This is a genomic window from Archangium sp. Cb G35 (genome assembly GCF_001896145.1).
GTDB classification, from domain to species: domain Bacteria; phylum Myxococcota; class Myxococcia; order Myxococcales; family Myxococcaceae; genus Archangium; species Archangium violaceum.
In genome coordinates, this window is record NZ_MPOI01000002.1 from 460780 (window position 1) to 478389 (window position 17610).

Annotated in this window: 17 protein-coding genes; 6 read left to right on the top strand and 11 right to left on the bottom strand. The window is 68.6% G+C overall.

Annotated features, from left to right (window positions below; all coding sequences use genetic code 11):
* Positions 1–69 precede the first annotated feature (69 nt).
* A complete protein-coding gene (locus tag BO221_RS55360; protein WP_073559843.1) occupies positions 70–1593 on the bottom strand; it encodes a hypothetical protein in 1524 nt (507 codons plus the stop codon).
* A 168-nt stretch (positions 1594–1761) separates the two neighbouring features.
* Entirely contained in the window at positions 1762–2937 is a 1176-nt protein-coding gene (locus BO221_RS08265) for a hypothetical protein (protein WP_073559844.1), read from the bottom strand.
* Positions 2938–3168: 231 nt separating this feature from the next.
* Between BO221_RS08265 and BO221_RS08270 the strand changes: the two genes are divergently transcribed.
* The 3 genes from BO221_RS08270 to BO221_RS08280 all read left to right on the top strand — a co-directional run bounded on the left by BO221_RS08270 (position 3169) and on the right by BO221_RS08280 (position 5403).
* Positions 3169–4098 carry a hypothetical protein gene (locus BO221_RS08270; protein WP_073559845.1) on the top strand — a complete coding sequence of 310 codons (930 nt, stop codon included), beginning with the start codon at positions 3169–3171 and terminating at the stop codon, positions 4096–4098.
* Positions 4099–4232: 134 nt separating this feature from the next.
* Positions 4233–4751 (top strand): RNA polymerase sigma factor, encoded by a 519-nt coding sequence (locus BO221_RS08275; protein WP_073559846.1) that lies wholly within the window; start codon positions 4233–4235, stop codon positions 4749–4751.
* A 4-nt stretch (positions 4752–4755) separates the two neighbouring features.
* Entirely contained in the window at positions 4756–5403 is a 648-nt protein-coding gene (locus BO221_RS08280) for a cupin domain-containing protein (RefSeq protein WP_073559847.1), read from the top strand.
* A 23-nt stretch (positions 5404–5426) separates the two neighbouring features.
* Here the strand turns inward: BO221_RS08280 and BO221_RS08285 are convergent, their stop codons facing one another.
* The 6 genes from BO221_RS08285 to BO221_RS08310 all read right to left on the bottom strand — a co-directional run bounded on the left by BO221_RS08285 (position 5427) and on the right by BO221_RS08310 (position 12240).
* Positions 5427–5978 carry a DUF2378 family protein gene (locus tag BO221_RS08285; protein WP_073559848.1) on the bottom strand — a complete coding sequence of 184 codons (552 nt, stop codon included), beginning with the start codon at positions 5976–5978 and terminating at the stop codon, positions 5427–5429.
* 205 nt (positions 5979–6183) lie between these two features.
* Positions 6184–6672, bottom strand: a complete 489-nt coding sequence (locus BO221_RS08290) for an ankyrin repeat domain-containing protein (protein ID WP_233165793.1) — start codon at positions 6670–6672, stop codon at positions 6184–6186.
* 83 nt (positions 6673–6755) lie between these two features.
* Positions 6756–8177, bottom strand: a complete 1422-nt coding sequence (locus BO221_RS08295; RefSeq protein WP_198956076.1) for a hypothetical protein — start codon at positions 8175–8177, stop codon at positions 6756–6758.
* Positions 8178–8219: 42 nt separating this feature from the next.
* Positions 8220–9245 (bottom strand): hypothetical protein, encoded by a 1026-nt coding sequence (locus tag BO221_RS08300; protein ID WP_073559849.1) that lies wholly within the window; start codon positions 9243–9245, stop codon positions 8220–8222.
* Between the two features lie 286 nt (positions 9246–9531).
* A complete protein-coding gene (locus tag BO221_RS08305) occupies positions 9532–11661 on the bottom strand; it encodes an ATP-binding protein (RefSeq protein ID WP_233165795.1) in 2130 nt (709 codons plus the stop codon).
* An 81-nt stretch (positions 11662–11742) separates the two neighbouring features.
* Entirely contained in the window at positions 11743–12240 is a 498-nt protein-coding gene (locus BO221_RS08310) for a YbhB/YbcL family Raf kinase inhibitor-like protein (RefSeq protein WP_073559850.1), read from the bottom strand.
* Between the two features lie 157 nt (positions 12241–12397).
* Here BO221_RS08310 and BO221_RS08315 point away from each other — a divergent pair, with 157 nt between their 5' ends.
* Positions 12398–13186, top strand: coding sequence for a cyclopropane-fatty-acyl-phospholipid synthase family protein (locus BO221_RS08315; RefSeq protein ID WP_073559851.1), 789 nt, complete (start codon positions 12398–12400; stop codon positions 13184–13186).
* Positions 13187–13189: 3 nt separating this feature from the next.
* Here BO221_RS08315 and BO221_RS08320 read toward each other — a convergent pair whose 3' ends face one another.
* From BO221_RS08320 to BO221_RS08330, 3 genes are read right to left on the bottom strand one after another with little or no spacing between them, the layout of a single operon-like run.
* Positions 13190–14152 (bottom strand): CPBP family intramembrane glutamic endopeptidase, encoded by a 963-nt coding sequence (locus BO221_RS08320; protein ID WP_073559852.1) that lies wholly within the window; start codon positions 14150–14152, stop codon positions 13190–13192.
* A gap of 18 nt (positions 14153–14170) precedes the next feature.
* Positions 14171–14818, bottom strand: coding sequence for an SdpI family protein (locus BO221_RS08325; RefSeq protein WP_083680854.1), 648 nt, complete (start codon positions 14816–14818; stop codon positions 14171–14173).
* Positions 14815–15117 (bottom strand): metalloregulator ArsR/SmtB family transcription factor, encoded by a 303-nt coding sequence (locus tag BO221_RS08330; protein ID WP_073559854.1) that lies wholly within the window; start codon positions 15115–15117, stop codon positions 14815–14817. The genes BO221_RS08325 and BO221_RS08330 overlap by 4 nt, the downstream gene beginning before the upstream one ends.
* Before the next feature lie 94 nt (positions 15118–15211).
* Between BO221_RS08330 and BO221_RS08335 the strand changes: the two genes are divergently transcribed.
* Together BO221_RS08335 and BO221_RS08340 are read left to right on the top strand one after the other, a co-directional pair.
* Positions 15212–16156, top strand: a complete 945-nt coding sequence (locus BO221_RS08335; RefSeq protein WP_073559855.1) for a hypothetical protein — start codon at positions 15212–15214, stop codon at positions 16154–16156.
* Between the two features lie 5 nt (positions 16157–16161).
* The gene (locus tag BO221_RS08340; protein WP_073559856.1) at positions 16162–17580 is read left to right on the top strand and encodes a putative metal-binding motif-containing protein; all 1419 of its coding nucleotides are present in this window, start codon (positions 16162–16164) and stop codon (positions 17578–17580) included.
* Positions 17581–17610: the final 30 nt, after the last annotated feature.

Here is a 17610-nt window from a genome sequence, read left to right on the forward strand (position 1 = left end):
CCAGGAGCAGGAGCAGTGCTCCTGGTACGATGGACCTCCCGGAATTCAATCCTACGTATCGGTGCGGTTTCATTGAGGCAATTGCAGCTGCTTCCAGATGTCAAGAGCATGCGCGGCTTCTTGCAGTTCCTCTTTGGTGCGGGCAGCCCGGATCTCCTGGCCGATCGTGACGAGCTGCCTGAGTGAGGCGAGTTTGGAGGACGGATTCGTGCGGAGGAAATCCTCCTGAACGGAGAGGAGCCGTTGCATGAGCAGTTCGCAGTCGGCGCTGACGATGGGCTGGCACCTGGATGTGTCCAGGTCCGCGTCCTCGCGGGCTCTCTTCTTTTGCTGGGTGCGTTCGGCCTCCTGCCGCTCGGTCTCCCGCCGCTCCGCCTCCTGCCGTTCGGCCTCCTGCCGTTCGGCCTCCTTCCGCTCCGCCTCCTGCCGTTCGGCCTCCTTCCGCTCCGCCTCCTGCCGTTCGGCCTCCTTCCGCTCCGCCTCCTTCCGCTCCGCCTCCTTCCGCTGCTCCGCGGCCTTCCGCTGCTCCGCTGCGAGCCGCTCCGTGGCCTTCTGCTGCTCCGCTGCGAGCCGCTCCGCTTCCCACTGCTCTGCCACGAGCCACTCTGCTTCCCGCTGCTCTGCCGCGAGTCGCTCCGTGGCCTTCTGCTGCACTGCCGCGAGTCGCTCTTGCTTCTCTAGCTCTAGAGCCGAATGAGCGAACTCACGATCGAACAGGTCGAGATCAGTGGTGATGAGCCTCCGCTCGTCGAGCGTTGACGCGGTCTCTACCCGGTTCCTCAACTCCATCCATTTTTCGTAGGTGGACCCCTGGAATTTGCCGTTGACGCAAAGCGCCTGTTTCATGAGGGCAAGCCGCGACAACTGCCGCTCCCTTGCGGTCCGGTCTGGCAGAGAGGGCTCAGGCGTACAGTCCGGTTTCTTGATGGCCTGTAAGGCAACAAGCCCGTCTTTCTTCTGCTCCGCTTTCTGGGTGCTCGGAGCGGGATGCATGGGAGGAAGCTTTGTGTCAGTCTTGGCCTCCTGGGCTGATGGTGCCTTGGACTCCACGCTCGAGGGGTCTTCCTTCTTGGGCGACTGCGCAATCTTCGTGTCCTCGCGCTTTTCCTGTGTAGGACCCGTTGATGGAGGAGAGGGCGGGTTCTCTCGTTTCTGCTCCACCTTGTTCGATGGCTTGTCCGTTCCTCTCGAAGGGAGGAGGGATGCCACCTCTTGCTTCGCCTGTTTGCGCACGGACTCGAGGAACGCCTCGACTTTGGGGGCTACCTGCACGGGTAGTTTCGCGTCAGGTCTCAGCAGGAGCGCGGACCTGAAGACAGAAGCCGCCGGCCCATGCTTGCGCAGCTCGTATAGGATGATGCCTTCGTAGAGCGAGAGGGTGACCTCGTCGTCCGTGCTGCGAGGCAGTTGGCGTGCGAGTTGGATCTGCTGGTGGGCGAGCTCGTAGTCGAGACTCTCGTACAGTCGGTTGATCGAGATGAGATAGTTGCGGATCTCGCCATTGTTCTCAGCGAGTGCAGCGAAGGGAAGGACCAGGGCCAGGACAAGGGCGAGTGCGCCTTGAACGGCAGGCCTCCCGAAATTCACTCTCATGTAATAATTGCTCCCTGACGTGGGAGGTTATCCCGAAGCCCCAGCTGCGCAAAGCGCTCATCTGCCCTTGGAGAAGAGGAACTCCAAGAACTGATGCGGATGCTTCACTGGCTCGAGGGCTTGCAGGCGGGCATCGAGTTCATGCCGTGATTCCGGAGGAGCCCTGTTTCATTGAGTAAGATGCCTCTGCTGCCAGGCATCGAGGGCGTGTGCTGCTTCCTGTAGTGACTCTGTGGTGTGGGCCGCCCGGATTTGCTGGCCGATCTTGTCGAGCTCCCTGAGGGGAACCCTTTTGGAGGGGAAGTCCCCCTGGAGGAGCTTTCCTTGGAGGCGCAGGAGCTGCTGCATCAGCCATTCGCTGCTGAGTTCCGCCTCTGGCTGCTCTACTTTCAGCTGCTCCGCTTCCAACCGCTTCGTCTCCAACCGCTCAGCCTCCAGCTGCTTTACTTTCAGCTGCTCCGCTTCCAATCGCTCCGTCTCCAACCGCCTTGCCTCCAGCAGCTCCGCCTTGCGCTGTGGGTTCCCATATATGAACTCACGGGCAAACTGGTCGATCTCCAGGATGATACGCATCCGTTCTTGGCTTGTTGTGGCGCCCTCTATGCGGGTCTTCAAACCCATCCATTTTTCGGAGACGAGCCCATGGAACTCGCCGCGCAGGCAAAGCTCGTGCTGCATGCTGGCAAGCAGCCACACCTGCCGCTCCTTCACGCTACGGCTCGCCACGCGTGCGGGTTTGGGCCCGCAGTCCGACAGCTTGACGGGCTGGTCAGCAACAGGTTCTGCCTTCTTTTGTTCTGCTTCGGCGGAGCCTGGCTCTGAAGGCATGGGCGCACCCTTCGTTTCCTCGCGCTTCTCCACGGCAAGTCCCGTGGATGCCGAGGCGGATGGGTCGAGCCGTTCTTGCTCGGCCGTGGTCGACGGTTTCTCCGTTCCGCTCGGTGGGAGGATGAAGGCCGTCTCTTGCTTCACCTGGGTGCGCATGGACTCGAAGAGCGCGTCGACCTTGGGGGCGACCTGTACAGGTAGCTTCGCGCCGGACCTGAGAAGGAGGGCAGCCCTGAAGAGCGATGCCCCCAGGTCCTGTTTACCCATCTCGCACAGGATGATGCCCTCATAGAGGGAGAGGGTGACCTCATCGTCCGTGCTACGAGGCAGTTGGCGTGCGAGTTTGACCTGGCCGAGGGCGCGCTCGTACTCGAGATCCTCGTACTGACTGTTGATCGCGATGATGTGGCCGCGGATCGCGCCTTCGTTCTCAGCGGACGCGGCGATGGGAAGGACCAGGGCCAGGACAAGGACGAGAGCGCCTTGAACGGCAGACCTCCCGGAATGCGCTCTCACGTAACGATTGCTCCCTGACGTGGGAGGCTATCCCGAAGCACCAGACGCGCAAATCGCCCGCCCATGCCCCCGGTCTCCTCATTCTCACGGACTGAGAGCACGTGGCCAGCCCGGTGTCCAGACCCCTGATCCGCCCGTCCGCCGGAAAAAATTCGGGGGGTACGCAACTTCCACAGGGCTCCATGGGAGAATGGATCAACGGATTTCACACAAGACTACGTAGGAGCCCCCATGACCTCGATCAACCGCAACCCGCTGGCCCCCGTGGGCCGCCAGACCGTCGAGAAGGCCCAGCCGGTCACGACCCCGGCCGTGAACACCGTGAAGGCCGACTCCGCCAAGGTGACCAAGCAGGCCGGAGATACCTTCGAGGCGGGTCCCGCTCGCCAGGTCTCGGCGAGCCTGCTGGGTGGCAGCAAGCCCAAGGACAAGGTCTATGACGGCCAGTTCGTGGGCGCCGGCGGCCAGACCTTCCCGCCCGGCACGTCGCTGAAGGACATCCCCGGCGTCACCCCGCGCAACAACCCCAACCCCGAGAAGACCGTCATCTACGTCAACGGCATCATGACGGACAAGGCGGGGCAGTCCAGCGACCTCCAGGCCATCGCCGACAAGACCAACGCCAAGGCCATCGGCATCCACAACTCCACCGAGGGCTTCATCTCCGACCTGGCCCAGTGCGTGAAGGACAAACTGGACAAGGGCACCAACCCGGCCGTGGACACGCTCGCCGACACCGTCTACTCGGAGCTCAAGGCCGGCCGCGATGTGCACCTCATGGGCTACAGCCAGGGTGGTCTCATCACCAGCCGCGCGCTCAAGGACGTCTACAACCGGCTGCGCATCGAAGATGGGTTGTCCAAGGCGGACACCGAGAAGGTGATGAGCAAGCTGAACGTGGAGACCTTCGGCGCGGCCGCGGCCACCTACCCGGACGGTCCCAAGTACGTGCACTACATCAACAACCGCGACGCGGTCCCCACGCTCACCGGTCTGGGTGGCAGCGTGGATCCGCTCACCTTCATCAAGAAGGCCGGCAAGGACGCGGTCATCCACCGCTTCGGCGATGGCGGCATCAACCTCCTCAAGAACCACAGCCTCCAGGAGACCTACCTGAATCACCGCGTGCCCTTCGAGCAGGCGCGCGCCAATCAGTTCTAGCTCCAGGCAGCCACTGACGACGGGTTGCCCGTCCCCCGGGGGAGGCGCTGACAAGCGTCCTCCCCTTTTTCATGCCCTCATCCATCCGCACCTTTTCCGCGTAGGCCCTCTGGAGAGAACCTGGTGGGGGAGCCATGGAGGAGGATGGGGCGCTACTCGGCGCCATCGCCCGGGGCAGCAAGGCGGCCTTCCAATCCTATTACGAGCGGCACGCGGGCCGGCTGCTGGGCTACGTGCTGCGCGTGACGAGGGATCGCACGCTCGCCGAGGACGTGGTGCAGGAGGTCTTCACGGCCATCTGGCAGAAGGCCTCCAGCTACCATGCCGGGCAGGGCACTCCCCTGGCGTGGATGTACCGGATCGCCCGCAACAAGCTGGTGGACCGGTGGAGGCGTGGGCCGCCAGGAGTGGCGGGGGCCTCGGAGGCGGAGCGGCCGGTGATGGCGCTCGTGCAGGCGGACCCCGAGTTGTCGATGAGCCTGGAGCGGGCACTGGAGGGACTCAGCCCGGAGCAGCGCCAGGCGGTCGAGTTGGCGGTGCTCGGCGGCTACACACACGAGGAGGCCGCGGCGGAGCTCTCCGTACCGCTGGGCACCTTGAAGTCCCGCATCCGGATGGCCTTGCAACACATGCGGGCCCTGCTGACGGAGTGAAGCGATGATGCCCGTGAACCATCCCCCCTCCGAGCGGTTGCTGGCGTACTCCACGGGCGCCGCGGACGTGCCCCTGCGCCTGCTGTTGGAGACGCACCTGTCCTTCTGTCCCGCCTGCACGCGCGAGGTGGGGCGGCTCACCGCGCCCGGAGGCACCCTGCTCGAGGCCGTGCCCGAGGAGCCCGTGCCAGCGGGGCTCTTCGAGCGCATCTGGGCGGAGGCCTCCCGGCACGAGCCGCCGCGGCCGGTGGAGGGCGTACCGCTGCCGGCGTCGGTGCTGGCGGAACTGCCACCGGCGGAGGCGTGGCGCTGGCACCCGGTGCCGGGCAGTGGCAGCCGGACGGCACGTCTGGTGCGCGAGGCGCCGGGCGGGTGTGGGCTCTTCCTGGTGCAGATGAAACCAGGGGCCCGTTTCCCGAGGCACGCACACCCGGGCGGAGAAGAGGGGATGGTGCTGGCCGGAGGTGTCTGGGACCGGGGCCGCTTCCTGGAGGCGGGCGACTGGGGCAGCGCACCGGCGGGCTCCAGCCACGAGCTGCGCGCGGACGAGAAGGAAGGTTGCTGGGCGCTGATCCGCGAGGAATGCGAGGACGTGAAGCTGACGGGCTGGAGGGGCGTGCTGCAGCGGGCCGCCTCACTCCTGTCCCATTGAGTGTCCCCTCGCGCCGCGCTCCCTCAGTGCCACTGGACGCGGTAGGTGCACCCACCGCCCTCGGCGCGCGCGGGGTGCACGTGGGGCTCACGGGCTCCAGCGGCCCCGAGCGCCGCCTCGATGATGCCCTGGTAGTACGAGTGCATGCCGAGCGTCTCGTTGATGTGGACCTCGTACGTGGTGGGCGCCAGCTCCTTGAGCTGCATCTGCACGTAGTTGTCGGCGTTGCGGAAGTTGTGGTTCATCCGCATGAGCAGCCGGCGGGGCCCGAGCGCGCGGCCCAGCGCGAGCATTCCGCGGCCGAGCACCGTCTCGCTGACATCCGTCACCATCTTCTGGCCGAGCCGACGGTAGGCCTCCTCGTACTGCAGGTCGGGGAAGAGGTCCCGGACGACGATGTCGAGGGAGGGGCGCCAGACGGACGCCGGGTAGAAGGGGAGCGGCTGCCGGTCGAGGTGGAGTCCCATGTGCCCGAGTGCCGCCCGGGCCGCGAGGGAGAGTCTCCCGTGCAGCGCTATCTGGAAGAGGCCGTGGAAGGTGTTACCGAACACCACACGCTCATCCATCATCATCATGCATGACCCCCTATTGCGAGAGCCCCCCACATGGGGGCTGCGTGGCACCTTGCGACCCACAGGGCCGCACCGAACAGCACCCATGGTGACATGGAAGGCTGTTACCCGCCCGAAACCTACCCGGGAAAGTGTTGGGTGCTGAGCGATAGAGGTGTTGAAAACCCTACAAAGGGGGCGAATTCCAGAAAAGCCTGTGGCGGGAGATTCAGGACTTCTTGGAGTTCCTCTCCGCGCGGTGCAGGCGCTCGAGGCGCTCGGAGGGGTTGGAGTCGCCGAGCTTGTCGGAGATGTAGGCGCTGGCGGAGGCGAGCTTGCGGCGGAAGTCGTCGGGGGGCGGAGCCGGGGCGCGCGGGAGGTTGTTGAGGAAGTCGGTGCCCACCCTCAGGAGGGTGCGAGCCATGGTCTGGTCGTCCTCGGAGGCGAGGGGATAGAGGAGGGCGGCGACGCGGGGGTGCTCATGGGCGGCGGCCTTGAGGAGGGCGGACTCGCCCAGGCGGTCGGTGAGGGAGGGATCGGCGCCACCGGCGAGCAGGGTGCGCACGAACTCCTCATGACCGTTCTCGGCGGCGAGGATGAGCGGGGTACGGCCTTCGGAGTCGAAGGGATTGGGGTCGGCGCCACCGGCGAGCAGCGCCTCCACCTGGGCCAGGTCACCAGCGGCCACGGCATCGAAGAGGGACATGGGCAGAAGCATGGCGCGTTCGCTCCGCCCACGCCACCCACCCCATTCCTCCCTCTCCCTTTGGGAGAGGGTCGGGGTGAGGGTCTTCGCTCCAACTACCGCGCGGGATTCCTCGGGCGTCCGTTGAGCGTGCCGCTGGCGGGAGCCACCTCGCCGGAGGGTTTCTCCACCTGCAGGCCGGCGAACTTCCCCTCGCGCTCGAGGCGGAAGATGTCCTCGTCGGTGACGAACTCCTGCTGGAGGATCTCACGCGCGCGCTTCACCTTGGCGAGCAGGACGGGGTCGGTGATGGGAGTGCTGGTCTCCTTGGTGGGCCGGGGCGGCGGGCGCATGACGGAGAAGGTGCCGCGCGCGGGGTGGCCCTCGGAGCTGACGCCCTCCAGCGCATAGGTGATGGCGAAGACATCGGGCTCGGCCTTGGTGTCGAAGGACACCTGCACCTCGGCGCCCTTGCCTTCGGGGACCTCGCTCACGGAGAGGGAGGCGACGTCCACCTGCTCGGGGGGAGGAGGGGAATCTTCGTTGCCGCGGAAGGCGCGGACGGCCTTGACCTGGGTGATGCGCACGGGCCCGCGGAAGCGGTGGTAGAGGCGGAAGGTCTGGCGCACCACGCCGTCCGGGTCGAGCACGGGGAAGCGGGGCGAGCCCACGGCGAGCAGGGTGACGATGCCCTTCTTGTCGAAGTTCTCGAAGGAGGTGTTGAGCATCTGGAGCGAGGAGCGGCCGGTCTCCTTGCGGCCCGCGGCGTCGTAGGCGTCCACGCGGATGAGGTGCTGGGTGTACATGCTGCTGGCGCCCGTGTTGCTCAGCATGGAGTGCGAGACGATGGGGCCGGTCGTCGTCACGGGGGCCTCGTCGTCGAAGGTCCACACGAAGCGCACGGGCACGAAGGGCTTGGGCGCGGGCTGGCCGGCCAGTACGGGCCGCTCCACCAGCTTGGCGAAGAACTCGACGTCATCCTCGGAGTTGGGCTGGCGCCGCGACATCACGTGGATGAGCCGCTCGGGCTCGCAGTCCTTCACTCGATAGGGCGGGAGGGGGACGGTGACGGAGACGTTGTCCTTGGTGAAGACGGTGACACGCGGCAGCTCATACGAGCCGTCCGCGTCGTTGCGCCAGACGCGGATGGGGATGCGCTGGCCGGTGCCATCGCCCACGGTGTAGTGCAGGTAGGCGTCGTTGCCATCCGGCGTGTGGGCGCGCACGGTGATGAGGTTGTCCTCGCCCGAGCACACCTCCTGCTTCTCCACGAGGATTTCATCCACGATGGGAGGCTTCGGCTCGGCGGTGGCGGGAGCGTCGGCCGCCTCGGGAGGCTTTGGCGCGGCGGCGAGCACTGGAGAGGAGGCCTGCTCCGGGGAGGGCGGCGTGCGGGTCCGCACCTGGGTCACCGGAGCGGCCGGCGCGGGCTGCTCCCGCGAGAGGAGCCAGCCCACCACACCCCCGAGGGCGAGGAGTGCGAGCAGCAGCACCCATCGCCAGGGCCGCTGGGAACGGTTCTCGGGGGTCGGGCTCATCAGGTGGTGGCTCCTCTGCGAGGGGAAGCGGAGTGGGAAGGGTTACTGCCAGCAGCCGTAGACGTTGCCGCCCGAGTTCCACTGGAGCTGGTGCGTGTAGTCCGGGCCCCAGATGGTGTTGTTGATGGGGTGGACGCCCCAGCCACCGACGCGGTCCGGGCTGATGGAGGTGGCGGTGGCGTTGGGATCATCGCGCACGCTCTTCCAGTAGCGGCCATCGGAGGTGTCGCACATGTTGGCGGACATGCAGTTGGCCACCTGGTTGCCGGCGTTGCCGCAGACGTTGAAGGTGGGGCAGGCGACGGTGAGCGCCGCGTCGACGAACCAGCCGAGCGACGATTTGCACTCGTTGTAGATGCCCGTGTAGAGCGAGTTGGAGGCGTTGGCGATCTGCGCGTGCGAGTACTGGTGCGGCGTCACCACGCCCCGGCCCGCGTAGTTGTGCGCGTAGGCCATGAAGGTGGAGCACACCATGCCGTTGTTCGAGGCATTGCCCGGAATCTGGTGCGCGGTCTCGAGCGTCCGGTACTGGAAGAGCGAGTAGTTGACGCGGGCGCCGTTGCGCACCGGCCGGTCGATCCACTGGCCGGAGTCGATGCGGGACTGGTCGCTGGTGTACGCGTGGTTGTACCAGATGGAATCGCCAATCAGCGCGGCCTGGGCGGGGTCTCCCTGCTGCCAGCCGGTCCACTCGGGGCCGGGGCCCTTGCCGAACAGGGACATGTAGATGCCGCCCTGGTTGATCTGCTCCAGGCCCGGGTAGCCGTAGCGCAGGTCGAAGCCGCTCATGGGCTTGCTACACACGCCGGGCCAGGGGGCCTGGGTGGGGTTGGCCATGGTGGCGTGCGAGACGGTGGTGCCAGGGCCATGCGAGAGCATGGAGTGGGTGCGGTATTCGCCGATGGCATCCAGCACGTCGCGGATGGGGCCCTGGCTGCGGTCGAACACCACCGCGCCGTTGGGCGCGTTCCAGCCAGCGGACGTCGAGCCACACTCTCCTGCGGCGTGGACATTTCCCGCCAACGCCAGCGCGGATACTGCGACACTCCCTACGAGCAGACGACGCATCACGCTACCTCCCGGGATACGGGATGGGGTCGGTGGGTGGCCCGGCGTCTCGAGGCACTCTTCCCAGGCGGCGACAGGGGCCGGCCACACCGAGCGACGGAACGGTACCTGGGGATTCGTTGGTTCTACTCCGTCCGGTCAGGACTGACCAGGGTGGGACAGAGGAATTCCTTGACAAGGGATTGAAAGTGATTTCGCCCCGGCCCGTGAGCGTGCGGAACCCGACACTGGCGTCAGGCGCGCGGGAGGGCAGGCAGGAGAGCGGCCGCTCCACTCCCTCCCCGTGTCACCCCACCTGGGTCTCCACTTCCGGCCCGAGCGGCAGCACGAGCCGGAAGGTGGTGCCGCCGCCGGGAGGTGATTCGACGTGGATGTGGCCGCCGTGGGCCTCCAGGGTGCGCTGGACGATGATGAGCCCCAGGCCGGTGCCGGTGGCCTTGGTGGTGAAGAAGGGTTGGAAGAGGCGCTCGCGCAGCTCGGGGGGGATGCCGGAGCCGGTGTCGGTGAACTCCACCACGGCGCCGGGTTTCCCGGTGCAGCGGTACGCGCTCACCCGCAACGTACCGCCCTGGGGCATGGCCTGCACGGCGTTGAGGGCGAGGTTGAGGAAGCTCTGACGCATCTTCCGCTCGTCCACGGGGACGGGCGGTACGTCGGGTTGCAGGGCCCACTCCACGCGGACGCGGGGCTGGCCGTTCGTGGCGGTGCGCACGGCCTCCTCGAGCATGAGCGCCAGGGGGACGGGGTAGAGCTCGGGGGCGGAGGGGCGGGCGAAGTCGAGCAGGTCATCCACCAGCCGGTTGAGGCGGTTGGCCTCCTCCTCGAGGATGGTGACGAGGGTGCGTGCGGGCGCGTTGGGCTCGACGAAGCGGCGCAGGGTGGCCACGGCGTTGAAGATGGCGCCCAGGGGGTTGCGTACCTCGTGGGCCACCACGGCGGACAACTCGCCGAGCGCGGCCAGCCGCTCGTGCTCCACCAGTTGCCGCTGGGTGTGCTTGAGCTCCGCGTGGAGCCGGGCGAGCTCCTCGGCGCGTCCGCGCACCTGCTGGAGGAGCCGGTGGGACTCGATGGCCGCGGCGAAGTGGGAGCCCATGGCCTGGAGCGTCTCCAGCTCCATGACGGACAGCAGGCGGTGCTGGGAGAAGGTGATGACGAGCGTGCCCACCATGCGCGAGCGCACCTGCAGGGGCACCATGGCCACGGTGGAGCGGCCATTGCCGCGCAGGTGCTCACGCACGGGCTCGGGGAAGTCGTCGGTCTGCAGCACCATGGGGATGCCCAGCTCGATGACCTTGCCGAACATGGTGCCGCGCATGGGCAGGCGGAGGAAGGCCCGCACCGACTCCTCGGTGGTGCCCTGGTGCCAGACGAGCTCCAGCTCCTCGGTGCTCTCGGTGCGCAGCAGCAGGAGCACCGAGTCGCAGCGCAGCAGGCCGATGATTTCCTCGGTGCCGGGCCCGAAGAAGGCACGGGGCTCCGGGGCGGTGGCGGCCACGGCGGCCAGCCGGCTGAGCGCGGTGAGGGCGATGTTGTGCGTGGACAGGCGGGAAATGGTGTTGGCGGCCTCCAGGGCGGCGGACACCTGGGCGGCGAAGAGGCGCAGCGGGGGCAGCTCCTCCTCGCTCAGCCAGTCCGCGGCCAGCGCCAGCAGGGCCCGGGGTTTGCCGGCCTGGTCGATGCGGACGCAGACGGAGCGCAGGGGCCCCACGCGCCGCAGGTGGGTGAGCACCGGCTCGGCCCAATCGGGGCCCACGAACTGGGCCGTCTCGCGGGCGAAGTCGACCCCGTAGGCGGAACCCTCCGTCCACGCGAGCCGCAGCATGGGGCTCCAGGTGCCCGGCACATCCACCAGGTGCTGGCCGCTGAGGCGCGCCTCGCCCGCGGCGGTGCCGGTGGCCACGAAGGCATGGCCCAGCCACACCCGCTCCGTGTCCGGCACGAGGTAGCCGTAGGACAGCTCCAGCTCGGCCAGGCCCTGGAAGACGTGGCTGAGCACCTCCCCCTCGTCGTGGAGGCCGGGCAGCGAGGCGCCGAGCGTGGCCACCCGCTGGAGGAGTTGGCGGTGCACGACACGGCCGGAGAGATCGCGGACCCGCATCCACGTCTCCGGCCCCTTCATGGAGATGGACAGCTCCACGCGCCGCTCGCCGGTGGAGGTGCGCATCACCGTTTCGTAGGTGTCGGGGACGGGCTCGCCCTGCCGCCGGCGCGTGTGCCGCTCGGAGAGGAAGGCCTGCTGTTGCGGCGAGAAGAGCTCGAAGAGCTTGCCGACCACCTCTTCGCGGGGAAAGCCGAGCAGCTCGAGCAGCGCCGTGTTGGCGTGGACGATGCTTCGATCGCGGACGACAGCCAGGGCGAATGGCAGTGTGTCCAGGTGCTGGTACGGGGCCCCCCCCGCTCCGTCAGGCGTCGTCACGGGGGATGAGGATGGCACTCCGGACGGGTCGGGGGAAGCAGGCCCGGATGTTTTCCGGGCCTGTTGGAGCTCAATGGGGGCTCAATGCTGGTGGGAGTGGTTGAACTTCTCGTAGGTGCCGATGAGCTCCGTCTGGGCGAGGACGTGGCCCTCCAGGGCGCGCTCCAACTGCTTCCAGGTGACGTGCCCCATGTCCGGCAGCACGGTGTCCAGGGCATACACGCGGTAGAAGTAGCGGTGGCGGCCGATGGGCGGACACGGCCCGCCGTAGCCCATGCGCTTCCAGTCATTGAGGGCCTCGCGGGCGCCCTCGGGGAGGCTCTCTCGCAGCATGGACTCGGGGATGTCGTGGATGTTGGGCGGCAGGTTGTAGAGCGCCCAGTGCGTCCAGGTGGTCTTCGGATTGGCCGGGTCTGGTGCGTCGGGGTCCTGCATCACGAGCGCGAAGCTGCGTGTCCCTGGCGGCTCGCCCTCCCAGTGGAGGGGCGGGGGGAGGTCGTCTCCTTCGCAGGTGTAGGCGATGGGAATGGTCTCGCCATTCTGGAAGCGGGGAGAGGTGAGTTGGAAGGGGATGGGCATGCCGTGCTCCTCCGTAGCTGTCCAGGTGCAAGCTGGGAACGGCGGGACCTCCTGGCGAGGAGGGCCCGGTGGGCGGCTGCGGTGCCGGTCATCCTCCAGGGCGCTGCGCTGGCCGTTTCCCCTGGAGCGCCGGGGGCGGGAGTGTGAGCTTCATTCCATGAGCCAGAACGAGTCGTTGGAAGAGCAGGTGGCGACGGCGCTCGAGACCACCCCGGAGTTGTTGCCTTTCCTGCCGGAGTTGTTGGCGGACCTGGACGAGTTGGGAACCGAGGTCCGCGACATCGTCGAGCTGCTGCGTCCGCTGGGGCTGCCGGCCGGGGCGCGCGTGCTGGACCTGGGGTGCGGCAAGGGCACGGTGGCGCTGGCGCTCGCCCGGGAGCTCGGCCTGCGGGTGCTGGGGGTGGATGGCTTCGTGCCCTTCGTAGAGCAGGCGAGACGGCGCGCGGAGGAGCGGGGGCTGTCGGGCCTGTGTGAGTTCCGCCAGGGGGATCTGCGCGAGGCGGTGGGCGAGGTGGAGGGCGTGGACGTGGTGATGCTGCTCGCGGTGGGGCGGGTGCTGGGGGACGCGGCGGAGACGGTGGGGGCGCTGCGGCGTTGCGTGCGGCCCGGTGGGTACATGGTCATCAACGACTGCTACGTGGCCGAGGGCGTGGCGCTGGAGTCCTCGGAGGACCTGGAGGGCTACGTGCACCTGGAGGAGACCCGGCGGCGGATGCAGTCGCATGGGGACCGGCTGGTGGGCGAGGTGCTCCCCACCACGGAGGAGACGGACGCCTATAACGCGAGCAACACCGAGCTCATCCGCCGCAGGGCCGAGGCGCTCGCGCTGCGCCATCCGGAGGTGGCGGAGCAGGTGCGTGGGTTCGTCACGGAGCAGGAGCGTCAGAGCCGGCTGCTCACGACGGACCTGTTGGACGCGCTCTGGCTGCTGCGGCGAGGACCTTGAGCCCTACGCCCGGGAGGCGTGGGCGTCGCCGGGCATGTCCCGGGTTTCATCGGGCGGGCGCACCGGGAGCTGCCGGGTGAGCACCAGCACGCCGACGAGCGCGGCGAGCAGCAGCCACCCGGGCCATCCCGTGATGCCCACCAGGGCGGTGTCGGGCGGCGAGCCCGCGTGGCCGAGCATCATGACGACAGGGCCCACCGCATTGAGGGAGCCATGGGCGATCACCGCGGACCAGATGCTGCCGGTGGCCAGCCGCATCCAGCCGAGGAGGATGCCGAGCAGCACGCTGACCACGGTGAAGAGGAGGATGCCGAGCACGGGGTGCTGGGGGTAGTTGTGGCCCAGCAGGATGAGGGGGGCGTGCCACAGCCCCCAGATGACGCCGCTGAGCACGAGCGCGCGCCACTGGCCGAGTGGCAGCAGCCGGGGGAGCAGGTAGCCGCGCCAGCCCCACTCCTCGCCGAAGATGAAGGGCACGTTGAGCAGGGGTCCCAGCAGCGCGCCCTGCACCACCTGGAGGGCGAGGAAGACATGGGGCTCGGCGAGCTTCCCGAGCTTCTCCACGGCCGCGGGAGGCAGTTGGGCAATCAGGGCGCGCACGCTGGAGAGCCCGGCGAGGTCCATCGCCTGGGGGTAGACGAGGGCGGAGAGGAGCAGGGCCCCGAGCACCACCACGGGAGTGCCCAGCCACGCCAGCAGGAAGAAGCGCCACCGGTGCTGGCCGAGCCCCAGCCCCGTGTCCCGCTTGAGCGAGGGCAGGGGGGACACCCAACGGCTCACGAGGAGGGTGGCCACGGTGGGGCCGAACATGGACAGGGCGGCGATGGCCTTGAACATGCCGGGTGACTTCTCCGGCGCGGTGCCGAAACCCAGCACGAAGCCGAGGACACACAGCCAGGAGAATCCGTAGGCGATGGCCACGTAAGCGGCGACACCGCGCGTATCGAGCCGGGAGGAGGAAGGCATGGCGTGGGCTCCGAGCCGTCAGCGCTCGCGCACGGGCGAGGCGGAGAGGAGGAAGGAGTAGAGAGCCGGCGCGGCGCCGGACACGACGAGGGCCCCGAGGGCGGCGGGGGTGGAGAAGGGTGCGAGGGCCAGGGTGGCGAGCCCGCCGAACGTCAGGCTGTAGCCGCCGAAGCGCTGGGTGCGGTGCCACACCTCGTCCGAGCGCAGGGCCCAGGGGTTGCGGAAACCGGCGAAGGGGTTGCGGCGGAGCCGGGGGATGAGCTGGCCGGAGAGGATCCAGAAGACACCACACACGAGCGCGAGCGGTGTGCCGGCGGTCTCGGCGCGGCCGAGGGCCATGTACAGCATGATGAGGTGCAGGGCGGTGAACAGGGCCACGTTGCGCAGGGCCACCGCGTCCATGGGGGAGCGGGCGAGCGCGGCGCGAGGGCGGGCCGGGAGCAGGGCGGCGCCGGGGCGCAGCAGCACCCAGCTCACGAGGGCGAGCAGGGGCAGGAGGAAGGCGCCCCGGGTGCGGGGAATCCACCCGTCGGGCACGCCCTCCAGGTTGTAGTGCACGGGAACGAGCTCGGGCAGGCGGGGGTAGAGGAGGGCGGAGAGCCCCAGCCCGAAGACGACGAGGCCGAGGCTGGCCATGTCCGTGTGATTGAAGCGGGGCGGTCTCATGCCTTGCCCTTTCGCCGGGTGGCGGCCTTCACCGAGGCGGTCAGCTCCAGCAGCTCCGAGGCCAGATCCTCGAGGACATTGCTCTGCAGCGTGTAGACGACGTGGGTGCCGCGCTTCTCCGAGCGCACCAGCCCGGCGGATTCGAGCACCTTGAAGTGGTGGGAGAGGGTGGGGCGGGTCAGCTCGAAGGCGGCGGCGACCTCGCCCGCGGTGAGCGAGCCCTGGCGCAGCAGCCGGAGGATGGCGCGGCGGTTGGGGTCTGCGAGTGCCTCGAAGGGGCCGCGGGAGGAGGGAGCCATGTTTCGATGAATATCTATTTAGATGGATATCGAAATTCAAGCCCTTTCGACAGCGGGTGGGACCCCCGGGTCACCTGCGCTACAGTGGCGCGCCGTGAAGCGGACCCTCCTCCTGTTCCTCCTCGTCTCCCTGCCCTCGGCCGCGGCGGAGCGGCTCGCCGTGCGGCTGCTGCATGGGGGCGCGCTCGGCGCGGCCGAGTCCCAGCGCGTGCTCGGCCTGACGGAGGACGTCGCCCGGGAGTTGACGGGCCTCGACGTCACCCAGGTTCCGGAGGGGGTGCTGCCGGGGCGTTGTGGTGCGCAGGACGCGTGCCTGCGCGCGGTGGCGGCGGAGGTGAAGACGGAGCACGTCCTGGTGGTGGGCGTGACGCCGAAGCGCCAGGGTACGCTGGACGTGGACGTGGCCTGGGTGGACACGGTGCGAGGCAGCATCGCGCGGCGCGCGGTGGCGTCCGTCCCACCGGCGGCGCTGGCGAAGGAACTGCGGCCGGTGATGGCGGGGCTGGTGCCGGCCTTCGCGCGCAAGGGCTGGGGCGGCGTGGTGGCGCCGGGGTCGGCCCGGCTGCGCGTGGACGGGCGGATGACCGAGCCGGGCGAGGTGGTGGCGCTGACGGCGGGGCCGCACGAGGTGGACTTGTTGCTGCCCTCGGGCGAGGCGTCCCTCACCCGTGAGCGGATTGCCGAGGGTGTGCTCCTGCGCCTGGAGTCCCGGCCGGACTTCGTGCCCCAGCCGGGCGAGTCCCGGGCGCCGCGAGGCAAGGGGCTGCGCACGGCCTCCTATGTCACCTTCAGCGTGGGCGCGCTCGCGGTGGCGGGCTCGCTGGTGGCGGGCGGGCTGTCCCGGGGGGCGCTGCGTGGGGTGGATCCCTGCGCGGGGTACCCCCGCACCTGCACTTCCTTCCCCGAGGCGAGCCCCGTCTATGAGCGGGCGGGCCGCTATGCGCGCACGGGCAACGTGCTGCTCGGCGCGGGCGCGGGCCTCATCGCGGTGGGCGCCGGCCTCTTCGTCTTCGACCTCGTCTCTTCCCAGTCCGAGTAGAGCCCATGCTCCCCATCGACCGTCTCGTCCGTTCCTCCCTCCTCACCCTGGGGGCCTGTGTGGTGCTGGCCATCGCCTGCTACGAGGTGCCCGAGGTGCGCGACTACTACTCCTGCAAGGAGGACGCGGAGTGCGGTGATGGGGGCTTCGTCTGCGACGATGGCGTGTGCTGCCGCGAGCGGGAGGACCCCATCTGCATCGGCCGGGTGCTGGACGGGGGCGCGGACGGAGGCTCCTGCCTGGACGGCGGCACGCCCCAGACCTATTACGAGGACCTGGACGAGGACGGTTTCGGCAACCTCACCAGGCCCCTCTACCGCTGCGTCCCACCCCAGTCGCTGCCGACGGCCACCAACGGTGACGACTGCAACGACAACCCCACCGCGGGCGGCCGACTCTTCTTCCCGGGGGCCCCCGAGCAGTGCGACGGCTACGACAACAGCTGCGATGGCGTCGCCGACGAGGGGCTCGACGGCGGGCTCTACTACCTCGACGAGGACAACGACGGCTTTGGAGACCCCGCGCGCCCGGGCGCGTTCTGCCAGCGGCCGGTGGGCTGGGTGGACAACCGCAACGACTGCGTCCCGGACAGCGGCACCTCCTATCCAGGGGCCTTCGAGGTCTGCAACGGCCTGGACGATGACTGCAACGGCAAGACGGACGACACCGCCCAGATTGGTCAGGCGTGCACCGTCTCCGGCAAGCTCGGGGTGTGCACCGAGGGCGCCAGGGCCTGTGACGGCGGCGTGGACGTCTGCAGCCAGGTCAAGACTCCCTCGCTCGACACGTGCAACGCGAAGGACGACGACTGCGACGGCACCACGGACGAGAAGCCGGACTGTGGCGGGCCCATCCGCTTCGCCGGGGACCCCTCGGTCGTCTTCGGGGCCCGGCACCTGGGCTCGGCCCTCCAGGGGGTGATGGGCGACTGCCTCAAGGGCAGCACCCTGCCCAATACCACCCCGGCGGACGTCGTCTCCGGGGACGTGTGGACGGGCTCCGGCTCCACCTCCCACGTCTTCTGGGCGGAGCGTGATGGCGGGACGTGGGACCTTTCGCGCTCCTTGACCACACTCAAGCTCTTCGCCGATGTCGCCAGCGACGCGGGCACCGGGACGAACAGGGATGGAGGGTTGAGCCGCTGGTCGGACCATGGGCAACCCATCGTGCTGCTGTGCGGGCCGGGCGGCTTCCTGCGGCTGGTGCCCTCCCCGGCGATCCTCGATTCGACCGGGACCGAGGCCATCCGGGAGAACATCCCCCTGCCGCCCACGAGCACGTCGGGCTGGGTGGTGGGGGCCAACAGCTCCTCGGATATTCCGGGGGTGTTGCGCCAGGTGAAGCGCATCGAGGTGATCATCCAGCCGGCCGCGTCGACCGGGAGCTTCCGGTTCGACTTCCACCCGGACTTCGGCTTGCCCTAGGCATTCCGCCCCCTTCTAGATTGGAGCACT

Excerpts from the sequence above, each read along its gene's own strand:
- BO221_RS08285 (WP_073559848.1), bottom strand. The coding sequence starts at position 5,978 with ATGATGATGATGGATGAGCGTGTGGTGTTCGGTAACACCTTCCACGGC.
- BO221_RS08280 (WP_073559847.1), top strand. The coding sequence starts at position 4,756 with ATGATGCCCGTGAACCATCCCCCCTCCGAGCGGTTGCTGGCGTACTCC.
- BO221_RS08315 (WP_073559851.1), top strand. The coding sequence starts at position 12,398 with ATGAGCCAGAACGAGTCGTTGGAAGAGCAGGTGGCGACGGCGCTCGAG.
- BO221_RS08290 (WP_233165793.1), bottom strand. The coding sequence starts at position 6,672 with ATGCTTCTGCCCATGTCCCTCTTCGATGCCGTGGCCGCTGGTGACCTG.
- BO221_RS08295 (WP_198956076.1), bottom strand. The coding sequence starts at position 8,177 with ATGAGCCCGACCCCCGAGAACCGTTCCCAGCGGCCCTGGCGATGGGTG.
- BO221_RS08320 (WP_073559852.1), bottom strand. The coding sequence starts at position 14,152 with ATGCCTTCCTCCTCCCGGCTCGATACGCGCGGTGTCGCCGCTTACGTG.
- BO221_RS08270 (WP_073559845.1), top strand. The coding sequence starts at position 3,169 with ATGACCTCGATCAACCGCAACCCGCTGGCCCCCGTGGGCCGCCAGACC.
- BO221_RS08340 (WP_073559856.1), top strand. The coding sequence starts at position 16,162 with ATGCTCCCCATCGACCGTCTCGTCCGTTCCTCCCTCCTCACCCTGGGG.
- BO221_RS55360 (WP_073559843.1), bottom strand. The coding sequence starts at position 1,593 with ATGAGAGTGAATTTCGGGAGGCCTGCCGTTCAAGGCGCACTCGCCCTT.
- BO221_RS08310 (WP_073559850.1), bottom strand. The coding sequence starts at position 12,240 with ATGCCCATCCCCTTCCAACTCACCTCTCCCCGCTTCCAGAATGGCGAG.
- BO221_RS08325 (WP_083680854.1), bottom strand. The coding sequence starts at position 14,818 with ATGAGACCGCCCCGCTTCAATCACACGGACATGGCCAGCCTCGGCCTC.
- BO221_RS08275 (WP_073559846.1), top strand. The coding sequence starts at position 4,233 with ATGGAGGAGGATGGGGCGCTACTCGGCGCCATCGCCCGGGGCAGCAAG.
- BO221_RS08330 (WP_073559854.1), bottom strand. The coding sequence starts at position 15,117 with ATGGCTCCCTCCTCCCGCGGCCCCTTCGAGGCACTCGCAGACCCCAAC.
- BO221_RS08300 (WP_073559849.1), bottom strand. The coding sequence starts at position 9,245 with ATGCGTCGTCTGCTCGTAGGGAGTGTCGCAGTATCCGCGCTGGCGTTG.